Consider the following 13,191-nt stretch of genomic DNA (forward strand, 5'->3'; position numbering starts at 1 on the left):
GCCATGCTGCGCCGCTTCGTCACCGACTTCTCGCTCTCCGCCGCCACTGCCGGCTTCGTGGCCACGCTGGTCGGCTTCACCAGCTCGGTCGCCATCGTGTTCCAGGCGGCGCAGTCCTTCGGCGCGACGCCCGCGGAAACCAGCTCGTGGATGTGGGCGCTGGGGCTCGGCATGGGCCTGACGACGCTGCTGCCCTCGCTGCGGTGGCGCCAGCCGGCGATCACGGCCTGGTCGACGCCGGGCGCGGCGCTGCTCGCGACGGCCGGCGCGGGCTACACGATGGCGGATGCGGTGGGGGCCTTCCTCGTCTGCGCCGCCCTCATCACGCTGGCCGGCGTCACCGGCTGGTTCGAGCGGGTCATGAGCCGCATCCCGGTCGCGCTGGCGTCGGCGCTGCTGGCCGGCGTGCTGGCGCGCTTCGGCATCGAGGCCTTCGCCGCGGCGCGCACCGCGCTGCCGCTGGTGCTGCTGATGCTGGCGTTCTACCTGGTCGGCCGGCGCTTCTGGCCGCGCTACGCGATCGTGGTCGTGCTGGCGGTGGCGACCGGTTTCGTCGCCTTCCAGGGCCGCCTGCACACCGAGGCCGTCTCGTGGTCGCTCGCGCAGCCGGTCTTCACCGCGCCGCGCTTCAGCCTCGCGGCGACCGTGAGCCTGGCGCTGCCGCTGTTCATCGTCACCATGGCCTCGCAGAACCTGCCGGGCGTCGCGGCGATCCGTGCCGCCGGCTATGCGATGCCGGTGTCGCGGCTGATCGCGATCACCGGCGCGGCAACGCTGCTGCTGGCACCGTTCGGGGCCTTCGCGATGAACCTGGCGGCCATCACCGCGGCCATCTGCATGGGCCGCGAGGCGCACGAGGATCCGGCGCGGCGCTATGTCGCCGCGGCCGTCTGCGGCCTGCTGTACTGCGTGATCGGCGTGTTCGGCGCAGCGGTCACCGGCGTGCTGACGGCCTTTCCGCGCGAGCTGGTGGTCGCGATCGCCGGCTTCGCGCTGCTCGGCACGATCGCCAACGCGCTGGCGGCGGCCTTTCGCGACGAGGGGCACCGCGAGGCGGCGCTGATCACTTTCCTGGTCACGCTGTCGGGCGTCACGATCGCGGGCATCGGCGCGGCCTTCTGGGGCGTGGTCGCCGGCACGATCGCTCTCGTTGTGCAACAGTGGCGCAAGACCTGAGCCTTCCGAAGGACGCTTTCGATGCAACTGCTCTTCATCGCCGATCCGCTGGACCACTTCAAGACCTACAAGGACACCACCTTCTCGATGATGCGCGAGGCCGCGGCACGCGGCCACACGCTGCTGGCCTGCGAGCCCCGCCACGTGATGTGGGCGCGGGGCGGCGTGGTGAGCGCGCGCATGCAGGCGTTCACGCTCACCGGCGATGCGAAGGACTGGTACCGCACGGACGGCGCGGCGCAGCAGCGTCCGCTGAAGGACGTCGGCGCGGTGCTCATGCGCAAGGACCCGCCGTTCGACAGCGAGTACTTCTACGCCACCCACCTGCTGGAGCAGGCCGAGCGCGAGGGCGCTCGCGTGTTCAATGCGCCGCGCGCGCTCCGTGACCACCCGGAGAAGCTGGCGATCCTCGAGTTTCCCGAGCTGATCGGCCCCACGCTGGTCACGCGCGATGCCGACGACGTGCGTGCCTTCCATGCCGAGCACCGCGACATCATCCTGAAGCCGCTCGACGGCATGGGCGGCATGGGCATCTTCCGGGTTCGCGAGGACGGATTGAACCTCGGCAGCATCACCGAGACGCTCAACAAGTTCGGCGCCCAGACCGTGATGGTGCAGCGCTTCCTGCCCGAGATCGCGCAGGGCGACAAGCGCATCCTGCTGATCGGCGGCGAGCCGGTGCCGTTCAGCCTGGCGCGCATCCCGCAGGGCAGCGAGGTGCGCGGCAACCTGGCTGCCGGCGGCAAGGGTGTGGCGCTGCCGCTCAGCGCGCGCGACCGCGAGATCGCCGAGACGCTCGGCCCGGTGCTGGCCGCGCGCGGCCTGCTGCTGGTGGGGCTGGACGTGATCGGCGACTGCCTGACCGAGATCAACGTCACCAGCCCGACCGGCTTCCAGGAGATCACGCAGCAGACCGGCTTCGACGTGGCCCGGCGCTTCGTCGACGCGCTCGAGGCCGCGCTCGCCGCCTGACCGCCTGCGCTTACCATTCGCGCTGCGGCGCCCGACATTCCGGTCGGGCGCCGCCTTTCATTCATGGCCCTGCTGACCCTTTCCAACGCCCACCTGGCCTATGGCCACGTCGCCCTGCTCGACCACACCGGCTTCTCGCTCGAGGCCGGTGAGCGCGTCGGCCTGATCGGCCGCAACGGCACCGGCAAGTCCTCGCTGCTGAAGATCATCGCCGGGCTCGAGAAGCCCGACGACGGCACGCTGCAGCTGCAGCAGGGCCTGCGGCTCGCGCTGGTGGCGCAGGAGCCGGTGCTCGACCCCGAGGCCAGCGTGTTCGACGCGGTGAGCGTCGGCCTTGCCGAGGTGAAGGCGCTGCGCGAGCGCTACGAGGCGCACGATGCGCACGATGATCTCGACGCGATCCAGACCCGCATCGAGGCGATGGACGGCTGGACCTGGGAGCAGCGCGTCACCGAGACGCTGGAGCGGCTGCAGCTCGCGCCCGACGCCCAGGTCGGCCCGCTGTCGGGCGGCACGAAGAAGCGCGTCGCGCTGGCGCAGGCGCTGGTCGCCGCGCCCGACGTGCTGCTGCTCGACGAGCCGACCAACCATCTGGACCTCGATGCGATCCGCTGGCTGGAGGAGCTGCTGAAGGCCTTCCGCGGCAGCGTGCTCCTGATCACCCACGACCGTGCCTTCCTGGATGCCGTGTCGACCCGCATCGTCGAGCTCGACCGCGGCGTGCTGCGCAGCTACCCGGGCAATTTCGCGGCCTACGAGGCCACCAAGCAGCGCGAGCTGGCCGACGAGGCGCTCTACAACGCACGCCAGGAAAAGCTGCTCGCGCAGGAAGAGGTGTGGGTGCGCCAGGGCGTCGAGGCACGGCGCACCCGCAGCGTTGCCCGCATCAAGCGGCTCGAGGTGCTGCGCGCTCAGCGCGCGGCGCGGCGGGACTCGGTGGGCCGCGTCTCGCTCGAAGTGGACGCCGGTTCGCGCAGCGGCAAGATCGTCGCGGAGCTCGAGGGCGTGAGCAAGGCCTACGGCGACAAGACCATCGTGCGCGACTTCAGCGCCACGCTGCTGCGCGGCGACAAGGTCGGCCTGATCGGCGCCAACGGCGCCGGCAAGACCACGCTGCTAAAGCTCATCCTCGGCACGCTCGCGCCCGACAGCGGCACGGTGCGCACCGGCAGCAACCTGCAGGTGGCCTATTTCGACCAGATGCGCGAGGTGCTGAACCTCGATGCGACGCTGGCCGACACCATCAGCCCCGGCAGCGAATGGGTCGAGATCGCCGGCCAGCGCAAGCACGTGATGAGCTACCTGGGCGACTTCCTGTTCGCCCCGGCGCGCGCCAACTCGCCGGTGCGCAGCCTGAGCGGCGGCGAGCGCAACCGCCTGCTGCTGGCGCGGCTGTTCGCCAAGCCGGCCAATGTGCTGGTGCTCGACGAACCGACCAACGACCTCGACATCGACACTCTGGAACTGCTGGAAGAACTGCTGCAGACCTACCCCGGCACGGTGTTCCTGGTCAGTCACGACCGGCGCTTCCTCGACAACGTGGTCACCAGCACCATCGTCCATGAGGGCGACGGGCGCTGGCGCGAGTACGAGGGCAGCGTCGAAGACTGGCTGCTGCAGGCCGAGCGCGCCCGCGCGCTGCAGGCGACTGCGGCCAGGCGCGCCGGCGCGGCGCCGTCCGTCGTGGCGGCCCCCGCGCCGGTCGCCGCCGCGCCGGTGAAGCGGGCCAAGCTCAGCTTCAAGGAGCAGCGCGAACTCGACGCGCTGCCGGCGCGCATCGAAGCGCTCGAAGCGGAGCAGCGCACGCTGGGCGAACAGCTCGGCGGCACGGCCCTCTACGCCGAGGCGCCGCAGCGCGTGGCCGAGGTGCAGGCGCGCTATGCCCGCATCGAGGAAGAGCTGATGGCGGCGCTGGAACGCTGGGAAGTGCTGGGCAGCCGCTGAGCGCTCAGGGGCGCCGCCTGCCGGCGGCTACCACTTGCCGAGATTGCTGAACCAGGAGTCGCCGCTGGCACTCGGGTGGGTGCGGCTGACGATCAGCCCGGCCTGCAGGTACAGGCCGTTGAGCAGCCGCGAGGCGCGTTCGCGGTCGAAGCCCGGCCAGGCGGCCAGCGCGCGCAACGAGATCGGCTCCTGCCGCAGCCGGCCGACCGCGGCGGCCAGCGCGCCGCTCAGGACGGTCGGCGTGGCGAGGTCCGGCGCAACCCGGTAGACGGCAGGCCCGGCCAGCTCAGGCAGCAGTTCGTGGCGCGGACCGTGCAGTGCCATGTGCCACAGCAGCGGGCCCAGCGGATGGCACATCTCGGCCGGCGCGGCCATGTCGTCACGTCCACGGTTCGGCGCGTGCAGCAGCGCCTGCTCGACCTGCAGCAGCTGCACGGTGTCGAAGCGCGTCGCGTACAGAGCCTCGAGCGGCAGGGGCGTGTGGAACAGGTGCTCGCGGGGGAACACCGTCAGCGGCAGCACGTGTCCGTCGCGATCGAGGTGCAGCGCCATGTCCTGCGCGTGGCGCAGGCAGGCGGCCAGCACCTCCAGCACCTCGGCGCCGTTGTCATGGCTCTCGAAGCGCTGCAGGTCCGCCATCAGCGAGGGGCTCAGCGCGGCGTAGCGCGAGCCGCCTTCGCTGGAGGTGCTGCCGCCACCGCCGCCCATGGCTCGCTGGAAGGTGCTGACCCGCCAGAGTTCCGGTTCGCCGAAAGGGATGGTGGGCTCGTCCATGCGTGGCGGCAATTGTAAGTGTCTGTACGCCAACCCGGTCGTCGCAAGGCTTGCAAGTGCCGTGCGCGCGCTCAAGCGCGCGCGCCGCGGCGCTGCAGTTCGGTGCGGCGGCGGTCCAGCGCCCGCCAGAACGCGGGGTCCTGAGAGGTCGCGACGTTGATGCGCATCAGCCCGCTCGGCCGCCGCGTGGCATGGAACAGCGAGCCGGGCGCGATCAGCCAGCCGTCGTCGAGCAGGGCCAGGGCCAGCCGGTCGGTGTCGACGCCGGTGTCGAGCCAGGCGAACAGGCCCTGCGGCGGCGTGGCCGTCGTGCAGCCGTGGCGCTGCGCCAGGTCGATGCTGCGCGCGCGCGCGGCGTCGAGCCGGACCACCACACGCTCGGCATGGCGGCGCAGCGCGCCCTGCTCCAGGCAGACCGCGACGGCCTGCTCGGTCAGCACCGGCGTCGTCAGCGACGTCAGCAGCTTCACATCGACCAGCCGCTGCACCAGGGCCGGCGGCGCGGCGATGTAGCCGACCCGCCAGCTCGGCGCGAGGATCTTCGAGAACCCCGAGATGTAGATGCTGCGCTGCAGGCCGTCGAGCGCGCCGACGCGTGGCGCGTGCGCAGGGGCCAGCCAGGCGTAGGTGTCGTCCTCGACGATGTGGAAGTCGTGCGCCTGCGCCAGCGTCAGCAGCTGGTGGGCGCCGGCCAGCGACAGTGAGGAGCCGGTCGGGTTGTGCAGGACCGAGACGGTGACGTAGAGCCGTGGCCGGTGCGCCTCGATCAGGCGCCGCATCACCGCCAGATCGGGGCCGTCGGCGCCGCGCGGAACCGGCAAGACGCGCATGCCGAGCTGGGCCAGGCGGGCGAACTCGACGGCCCAGCCCGGCTCGTCGACCAGTACTGCGTCGCCCGGCGCGAGCAAGGTGCGCGAGACGATGTCGAGCGCCTGTGTCGCGCCCAGCGTCGTGACGATCTGCGCGGGCTCGGCGGCGATGCCGAGGTCGGCCAGGCGCAGCGACAGCGCCGCGCGCAGCCGGCCGTCGCCGGCCGGATCGCCGTAGTGCAGCGCGTGGCCCGCCAGCCCGTCGCCCTGGCTCACGCGGCGCAGCGCGCCGCCGAGCAGAGAGAGATCCAGCCACTCGGGCGGCAGCGTGCCCAGGCCGGGCGAGGGCCGGGTGCCGGGGTGGTGGAACATGCTGCGGATCAAGGCCGTTGCGTCGACCGGCGCGACCGGACGGCTTTCCGCCGGGGCCGCGGCACGCGCGCTGCGTGCCGGCGCGACGGCATTGCGCACAAAGAAGCCGCGCTGGCGACGGGCCTCGATCAGTCCCTGGGCAAGCAGCTGGTCGTAGGCGGCCACCACGGTGTGCGGGCTCACGCCGTGCCGCTGCGCGCAGTCGCGCACCGACGGCAGCCGCGCGCCGGGCGCCAGCAGGCGGCTGCGGATGCGCTCGGCGTAGCGCTCGGCGAGTTGCTCGGTCAGCGTGGTGGTGGCGTCACGGGTCAGCATGGCGGCGTGTGTCGTCGGGAGCGCCAGTACAGATCGGTAGTTGATGCGAGATTCTGTACTGTTAGTGTATTGGTTCGAAGCGTACAGTGCTTTCGCATGCCGATACAAGCCCTGCCCGTGAATGCCGCCGGTTCTGCCGCCCGCCACCGCGACGAAGTGCGCGGCCTGTGGCTCGGGCTGCTGGGGGTGGTGATCTTCGCGATCACGACGCCGATGACGCGGCTCGCGGTCGGCGATGTCGGCGACCCGCAGCTCACGCCGCTGTTCGTCACCGCCGGGCGGGCTGCGGTGGCCGGGCTGCTGTCGGCGCTGTGGTTGTGGGTCGCGCGCGCGCCGCGGCCGCAGCGACACCAGCTGCGCGAGTTCGCGATCACCGCCAGCGGTGTCGTGATCGGCTTCCCGCTGTTCCTGGCGTTGGCGCTCCGCGAGGTGGCGGCGATCCACGCCGCCGTCATCACCGGCGTGCTGCCGCTCGGCACCGCGGTGGTCGCGGTGCTGGTGCTGCGGCAGCGGCCCTCGCGCGGGTTCTGGATCTGCGCGCTGGCCGGCTGCGGCCTGGTGCTCGGCTACGCCGCGCTGCAGGGCGGCGGGCGCCTGAGCCTGGCCGACGGCCTGCTGCTGATCGCGGTGGCGAGCGGCTCCGTCGGCTATGTCTACGGCGCGCGGCTGTCGACCGCGATGCGTCCCGAGCAGGTGATCTGCTGGGTGCTGGTCGGCGCGCTGCCGCTCACGCTGCCGCTGACGCTCTGGGCTGCCGCCAGCGTGGATTTCGGTGCGGTGCGCGGCGGCGCCTGGCTGGGCTTCGGCTATGTGGCGCTGTTCTCGATGTGGCTGGGCTTCTTCGCGTGGTACCGCGGCCTCGCGCTCGGCGGCACGGTGCGCGTGAGCCAGGTGCAGCTGCTGCAGCCCTTCGTGTCGATGCTGGCGGCGGTGCCGTTGCTGGGCGAGCGGCTCGACTCGCTGACCCTGGCCTTCGCGCTCGCGGTGATCGCCACGGTGTTCATCGGCAAGCGCATGCCGGTGCGGGGGGCGGCATGAGGACGCTCGGCGTGCTCGGCGGCATGAGCTGGGAATCCACGCTGATCTACTACCGCGATCTCAACCGCGGCGTCGCGCAGCGCCTCGGGGGCCTGCACAGTGCATCGCTGCGGCTGCACAACCTCGACTTCGAGCCGGTCGCGGCGCTGCAGCGCGAGGGCCGCTGGGGCGCTGCGGCCGAGCAACTGGCGGTGGCCGCCTGCGGATTGCGCGATGCCGGGGCCGAGGGGCTGCTGATCGCCAGCAACACGATGCACCGCGTGGCGCCGACGGTACAGCAGGCCTGCGGTCTGCCCCTGCTGCACATCGGCGACGCGATCGGTGCGGCGCTGCGGGCGGCGGGTCTGACGCGCATCGGGCTGCTGGGCACGCGCTTCACGATGGAGCAGGACTTCCTGCGCGACCACCTGCGGCAGCGCCACGGTGTCGAGATGCGGGTGCCGGGCGAGGCCGACCGGGCCACGCTGCAGCAGCTGATCTTCGACGAGCTGTGCCGCGGCATCGTGCGCGACGCCTCCCGGCAAGCGACCCTGACGATCGTCGACCGCATGGCCGCCGACGGCGCGCAGGGCGTCGTGCTCGGTTGCACCGAGCTGGGCCTGCTGCTCGATCCCGCCGCGCTGCCGCTGCCCGGCTTCGACAGCACGTGGCTGCATGTGCAGCAGGCGCTGGACTGGATGCTCGACGACACCCCTCGAGGAGACCCCCGATGACCTGGACCCTGGCGCGGCGCACCGAGCGCATGAATCCTTCCGCGATCCGCGAGATCCTGAAACTGGCCGAACGGCCCGGCGTGCTGTCACTGGCCGGCGGCCTGCCGTCGCCGGACGGCTTCCCGGTCGAGGCGCTGCGCGAGGCCAGCGCCCGGGTGCTGCGCGACACCCCACGGGAGGCGCTGCAGTACGCCGCGAGCGAAGGCTACGGGCCGCTGCGCGAGTGGGTCGCGGCCCGGCTCGCCAACGACGGCGTCGTGGTCGAACCCGGGCAGGTGCTGGTCACCACCGGCTCGCAACAGGGGCTGGACCTGGTCGGCAAGCTGCTGATCGATGCCGGCAGCGCGGTCGCGGTGGAGACGCCCACCTACCTGGGCGCGCTGCAGGCCTTCGCGCCCTGCGAGCCGGCGTTCGCCGCGCTCGCCTCCGACGACGAGGGTCCGAAGCCCGAGGCCCTGGCCGGCGCCGCGGGCGCGCGCTTCGCGTACCTGCTGCCGAACTTCCAGAACCCGACCGGGCGGGTGATCTCGGAGGCCCGTCGCGAGGCCCTGGTGGCGGCGGCGCAGGCGGCTGCGCTGCCGCTGGTCGAGGACAACCCCTATGGCGAGCTGTGGTTCGACGCCCCGCCACCGGCGCCGCTGGCCGCGCGCTGGCCGCAGGGCACGATCTACCTCGGCTCGTTCTCGAAGATCCTCGCGCCCGGCCTGCGGCTGGGGTATGTGGTGGCGCCGCCGGCGCTGTATCCGAAGCTGCTGCAGGTCAAGCAGGCGGCCGACCTGCACACGCCGGGCTTCAACCAGCGCATCGTCCACGAGGTCGTGCGAGACGGCCTGCTCGATCGCCATGTGCCGACCGTGCGCGCGCGCCATGCCGCGCAACGCGACGCGATGGCGGCGGCGCTGCGCGCGCACCTGCCCGCCGGCGCCGAATGGCAGCCACCGCGCGGCGGCATGTTCTTCTGGCTGCGGCTGCCGCCGGGGCTGGACGCGACGGCGCTGCTGCCGCGCGCTATCGCCGCCGGCGTGGCCTACGTGCCGGGTGCGCCCTTCCATGCCGGCGAAGCCGACCCGCGCACGCTGCGGCTGAGCTTCGTCACGCTGACGCCAGCGCAGCTGCACACTGCGATCGCCACGCTCGGGCGCGTGGTGCACGAGGCACTGGCCGAGCAGGCCGGGTCGGCGCTCTCGCTGAGGAGAGCCGCATGAGCGCGAACCCCGCTCGCCGCTTCTCGCAGGTCGACGTGTTCACCGCCGAGCCGTTGCGCGGCAACGCCGTCGCGGTGGTGTTCGACGCCGAGGGCCTGGACGACGCGCAGATGCAGGCCTTCGCGCGCTGGACCCAGCTCAGCGAGACCACCTTCCTGCTGCCACCCACCGATCCGTCCGCCGACTACCGCCTGCGCATCTTCACCCCGGCCGAGGAACTGCCGTTCGCCGGCCATCCCACGCTCGGCAGTTGCCACGCCTGGCTCGAGGCGGGCGGCCGGCCACGCACGGACGAGGTGGTGCAGGAATGCGGTGTCGGACTCGTGCGGATACGACGTGACGGCCGCCGGCTGGCGTTCGCCGCGCCGCCGCTGCGCCGCAGCGGCGCCGTCGACGAGGCCACGCGGGCGCAGATCGCCCGCGCCCTGCGCGTCGACGCGAGCGAACTGCTGGCGACGCAATGGGTCGACAACGGACCGGGCTGGGTGGCCGCGCTGCTGCCCAGCGCCGCGGCCGTGCTGGCGCTCGAGCCCGATTACGTCGCGATGCAGCCGCTCAACCTCGGCGTGATCGGGGCGCAGACGCCGGGTCACGACACCGCCTTCGAGGTGCGCGCCTTCGTGCCCTCGCTCGGCGTGCCCGAGGACCCGGTGACCGGCAGCCTGAACGCCGGTCTGGCGCAGTGGCTGATCGGCGCCGGGCTGGCGCCGGCGCGCTACGTCGCGAGCCAAGGGGGCCGGCTCGGGCGCGCGGGGCGGGTGCACGTGGATCAGGTCGGTGCGGACCTCTGGGTCGGCGGCGACTCGGTGACCTGCATCGTCGGCAGCTTGCGGCTGTGAGCCGCACGACGTGGGCGGCGCGGTGTAAATTCGCCGGGCGATGACCAGTCCCGGCATTGAACTGCTTACACCGGCCACGCCGGAACTGCTGGAGGCCACCCGGCAGATCTTCCGCGAGTACGCCGAGGCGCTCGGCATCGACCTGTGCTTCCAGAACTTCGACGCCGAGCTGGCCGCGCTGCCGGGCGACTACGCCGAGCCCGCCGGGGTGCTGCTGCTGGCCTACTGCGACGGCGAACTGGCCGGCTGCGGCGCCTTGCGGCCACTTCTCGAGTCCGACGAGGCGAACGCCTGCGAGATGAAGCGCCTCTACGTGCGCCGCGCCTTCCGCCGTTTCGGGCTGGGGCGGCTGCTCGCCCAGGCGCTGATCGACCGCGCGCGCAGCCGCGGCTATTCGGCGATGCTGCTCGACACGCTCGACGACATGGAGGCCGCGCGAGAACTGTACGCCTCGCTCGGCTTCGAGGAGGTACCACCCTACTACTACAACCCGATTCCCGGCGCACACTACCTGCGGGTCGGCCTCGAAGGGTCCGGCTCGCTGTACTGAGTCCCAGATCGTTAAGTGGAGTGTCGAGGCGGCGCCGTTGCGTCGCCCGGGAGGCCGCGATGAATGCGTTCAAGCAGCTGTTGCAGAACCCGGCCCGTGGCATCGACGCGCACCCGCGCGCCAGCCACCAGCGCGTGCCGCTCGGCACCTGGGTCATGTCGGCCAGCCCGCTGGTTGCCGAGGCGATCGGCCATGCAGGCTTCGACTGGGCGGTGCTCGACATGGAGCACTCGCCGCTCGAGCTGCCGGGCGTGGTGCAGATGCTGCAAGCCCTGGCCACGACGAAGCTGGTGCCGATCGTGCGCCTGCCCGCGAACGATGCGGTGCTGTTCAAGCGCCTGCTCGATGCGGGTGCCAGCACCTTGATGGTGCCGTTCGTCCAGAGCGCCGCCGAGGCCCGGCGCGCCGTGGCGGCCACGCGCTATCCGCCGCTCGGCATGCGCGGTGTGGCCGGCATGAGCCGCGCCACGCGCTACGGCACGCTGCGCCTCGATACGCAGGCGGCCGACGCGGGCGTGGCTCTGATCCTGCAGCTCGAAACGCCGCAGGCGCTCGACGCGCTGGAGGAGATCGCCGCGGTCGAGGGCGTCGATGCGCTGTTCATCGGGCCGGCCGATCTTTCGGCGGCCCTTGGGCATGGCGGCAATGCGCGGCACCCGGCGGTGCAGAAGCTGGCAGCGCAGGCGGCGGAGCGCGCGCGTGCGGCGGGCATCCCGATCGGCACGCTGGCCGGCACGCCGGAAATGGCCACCCAGGTCCGCGCGGCCGGGTTCGATTTCGTCGGCCTGGGGTCCGACCTCGGGTTGCTGGTGCATGCGGCGCAGGCCTCGCTGCACGCGCTGCGCACGCCGGATGCCGCGGCGGTGCACTCGCTCCACGTCGGGACGCACGCCTACTGACCCGCGGGAGGGCCGCGGCCGAAGCAGGCTGGGGCGGCTGGCCCCTTAACACGGCAGCGGGCGTCCGTCGAGAGGCTTTCGCGCACGCGAATCAGCGGACTCGGCGAGGGTTGAAAGCTCCGGGTTATCACGTACACTCCCGGGGTTTTGCCGAATCTGACCTGTCCGAATATGAGCGAGCGCGCTTCCACCGATGTGCGCAACGCCTGGCCCGGACCGGGGGCAGCTGAGGACGACGACGCGCCTTTCAAGACCCTGAGCCCCGAAGAAGCCCAGGCTCTGAGGGCCAAGCACCCGCCGGTTTCACCCTGGCGGGTGATCGCGGCCCAGGCCGCGGTCGGCTTGGTGGTGGCGGCCCTGATCGGGCTGGTCACCCAGCGCAGCGAACTGGCCTGGTCGGCGCTTTACGGCGCCGCGGCCGTGGTGGTGCCGGGCGCGCTGTTGGCGCGCGGCATCACCCGCCTCACGGGGGCAGGAGTGGGCGCCGCGGCGTTCAGCTTCATGCTCTGGGAGGCGGTGAAGGTGGGTTTGGCAGTGGCCATGCTGGCGGCTGCCACGAAGGTCGTGCCGGGTTTGAGCTGGCCAGCGCTGCTGGTCGCCATGCTCGTGTGCATGAAGGTCAACTGGTTGGCGCTGCTCTGGCAGGGCCGGGTGAAGAACGAAGCGGGACGAGACTGACTCATGGCAGCCGAAGGAAATCTTGCGGGACACGGACCCACTGCCGGTGAATACATCGGGCACCACCTGAAGCACCTGCAGAGCCACGAGCAGACCGGCATCGTGGATTTCTCGGTATTCAACGTCGACTCGCTGTTCTGGTCGATCCTGCTCGGCGTCGTCGGCCTGTTCTTCATGTGGCGTGTCGCCAAGGGCGTGACTGCTGGCGTGCCGGGTCGCACCCAGGCCGCCGTCGAGTTGCTGCTCGAGATGGTGGACAACCAGGCCAAGTCCATCATCCACAACGCCACCTCGCGCAAGTTCGTCGGCCCGCTGGCGCTCACCGTGTTTGTCTGGATCTTCCTGATGAACTCGATGGACTTTCTGCCCGTGGACCTGATTCCGCGCATCTGGGAAGCGATCTACGGTGCGGCCGGCCACGACCCGCACCACGCCTACATGCGCGTCGTGCCGACCGCCGACCTGTCGACCACGCTCGGCCTGTCATGCGGCGTGCTGCTGGTCTGCATCTACTACAACATCAAGATCAAGGGGCTCGGTGGCTGGGTGCACGAGCTCTTCGCGGCGCCGTTCGGCGACAAGTGGTTCCTGTATCCGTTCAATTTCGCGATGCAGATCATCGAGTTCCTCGCGAAGACGGTGTCGCATGGCATGCGGCTGTTCGGCAACATGTATGCCGGCGAACTGCTGTTCATGCTGATCGCGCTGATGGGGGGCGTGGGCTTTGCCTCCGGCACCGGCATCGCGATGTGGATCGGCCACATCCTGGCCGGCACCGCCTGGGCGATCTTCCATATCCTGATCGTCGCCCTGCAGGCCTTCATCTTCATGATGCTGACCCTGGTCTATGTCGGTCAGGCGCACGACGCCCACTGACCGTTCGCGCTCGATTCGTTCTTCTTTCTTT

At 71.5% G+C, this 13,191-nt stretch carries 13 protein-coding genes; 11 read left to right on the forward strand and 2 right to left on the reverse strand.

Annotated features, from left to right (window positions below; translation table 11 throughout):
• The first annotated feature begins 3 nt into the window (after positions 1–3).
• From MPE_RS00885 to MPE_RS00895, 3 genes are all read left to right on the forward strand, one after another.
• On the forward strand, positions 4–1,176 hold the full coding sequence (locus MPE_RS00885; RefSeq protein ID WP_011827780.1) for a benzoate/H(+) symporter BenE family transporter: 1,173 nt from the start codon (positions 4–6) through the stop codon (positions 1,174–1,176).
• A gap of 21 nt (positions 1,177–1,197) precedes the next feature.
• Positions 1,198–2,148 carry a glutathione synthase gene (gshB, locus tag MPE_RS00890; RefSeq protein WP_011827781.1) on the forward strand — a complete coding sequence of 317 codons (951 nt, stop codon included), beginning with the start codon at positions 1,198–1,200 and terminating at the stop codon, positions 2,146–2,148.
• Between the two features lie 63 nt (positions 2,149–2,211).
• A complete protein-coding gene (locus MPE_RS00895) occupies positions 2,212–4,092 on the forward strand; it encodes an ATP-binding cassette domain-containing protein (protein ID WP_011827782.1) in 1,881 nt (626 codons plus the stop codon).
• Positions 4,093–4,119: 27 nt separating this feature from the next.
• Here MPE_RS00895 and MPE_RS00900 read toward each other — a convergent pair whose 3' ends face one another.
• Together MPE_RS00900 and MPE_RS00905 are read right to left on the reverse strand one after the other, a co-directional pair.
• On the reverse strand, positions 4,120–4,866 hold the full coding sequence (locus MPE_RS00900) for a hypothetical protein (protein WP_011827783.1): 747 nt from the start codon (positions 4,864–4,866) through the stop codon (positions 4,120–4,122).
• A 71-nt stretch (positions 4,867–4,937) separates the two neighbouring features.
• The gene (locus tag MPE_RS00905) at positions 4,938–6,362 is read right to left on the reverse strand and encodes an aminotransferase-like domain-containing protein (protein ID WP_011827784.1); all 1,425 of its coding nucleotides are present in this window, start codon (positions 6,360–6,362) and stop codon (positions 4,938–4,940) included.
• A 96-nt stretch (positions 6,363–6,458) separates the two neighbouring features.
• Between MPE_RS00905 and MPE_RS00910 the strand changes: the two genes are divergently transcribed.
• The 8 genes from MPE_RS00910 (at position 6,459) to atpB (ending at position 13,160) form a co-directional block, all read left to right on the forward strand.
• Positions 6,459–7,400, forward strand: a complete 942-nt coding sequence (locus MPE_RS00910) for a DMT family transporter (RefSeq protein ID WP_011827785.1) — start codon at positions 6,459–6,461, stop codon at positions 7,398–7,400.
• Positions 7,397–8,113, forward strand: a complete 717-nt coding sequence (locus MPE_RS00915; RefSeq protein ID WP_011827786.1) for an aspartate/glutamate racemase family protein — start codon at positions 7,397–7,399, stop codon at positions 8,111–8,113. Before MPE_RS00910 ends, MPE_RS00915 begins: the two co-directional genes overlap by 4 nt.
• On the forward strand, positions 8,110–9,318 hold the full coding sequence (locus MPE_RS00920; protein WP_011827787.1) for an aminotransferase-like domain-containing protein: 1,209 nt from the start codon (positions 8,110–8,112) through the stop codon (positions 9,316–9,318). The genes MPE_RS00915 and MPE_RS00920 overlap by 4 nt, the downstream gene beginning before the upstream one ends.
• Positions 9,315–10,157 (forward strand): PhzF family phenazine biosynthesis protein, encoded by an 843-nt coding sequence (locus tag MPE_RS00925; protein ID WP_011827788.1) that lies wholly within the window; start codon positions 9,315–9,317, stop codon positions 10,155–10,157. The genes MPE_RS00920 and MPE_RS00925 overlap by 4 nt, the downstream gene beginning before the upstream one ends.
• Positions 10,158–10,197: 40 nt before the next feature.
• Entirely contained in the window at positions 10,198–10,707 is a 510-nt protein-coding gene (locus tag MPE_RS00930; protein WP_011827789.1) for a GNAT family N-acetyltransferase, read from the forward strand.
• 59 nt (positions 10,708–10,766) lie between these two features.
• Positions 10,767–11,606: an HpcH/HpaI aldolase family protein gene (locus tag MPE_RS00935; RefSeq protein WP_011827790.1), complete on the forward strand. Its 840-nt coding sequence runs from the start codon at positions 10,767–10,769 to the stop codon at positions 11,604–11,606.
• 171 nt (positions 11,607–11,777) lie between these two features.
• Positions 11,778–12,284, forward strand: a complete 507-nt coding sequence (locus MPE_RS00940) for an ATP synthase subunit I (RefSeq protein WP_011827791.1) — start codon at positions 11,778–11,780, stop codon at positions 12,282–12,284.
• A 3-nt stretch (positions 12,285–12,287) separates the two neighbouring features.
• Positions 12,288–13,160 (forward strand): F0F1 ATP synthase subunit A, encoded by an 873-nt coding sequence (atpB, locus tag MPE_RS00945; protein WP_011827792.1) that lies wholly within the window; start codon positions 12,288–12,290, stop codon positions 13,158–13,160.
• Positions 13,161–13,191: the final 31 nt, after the last annotated feature.

Source organism: Methylibium petroleiphilum PM1 (assembly GCF_000015725.1).
Lineage (GTDB): Bacteria > Pseudomonadota > Gammaproteobacteria > Burkholderiales > Burkholderiaceae_C > Methylibium > Methylibium petroleiphilum.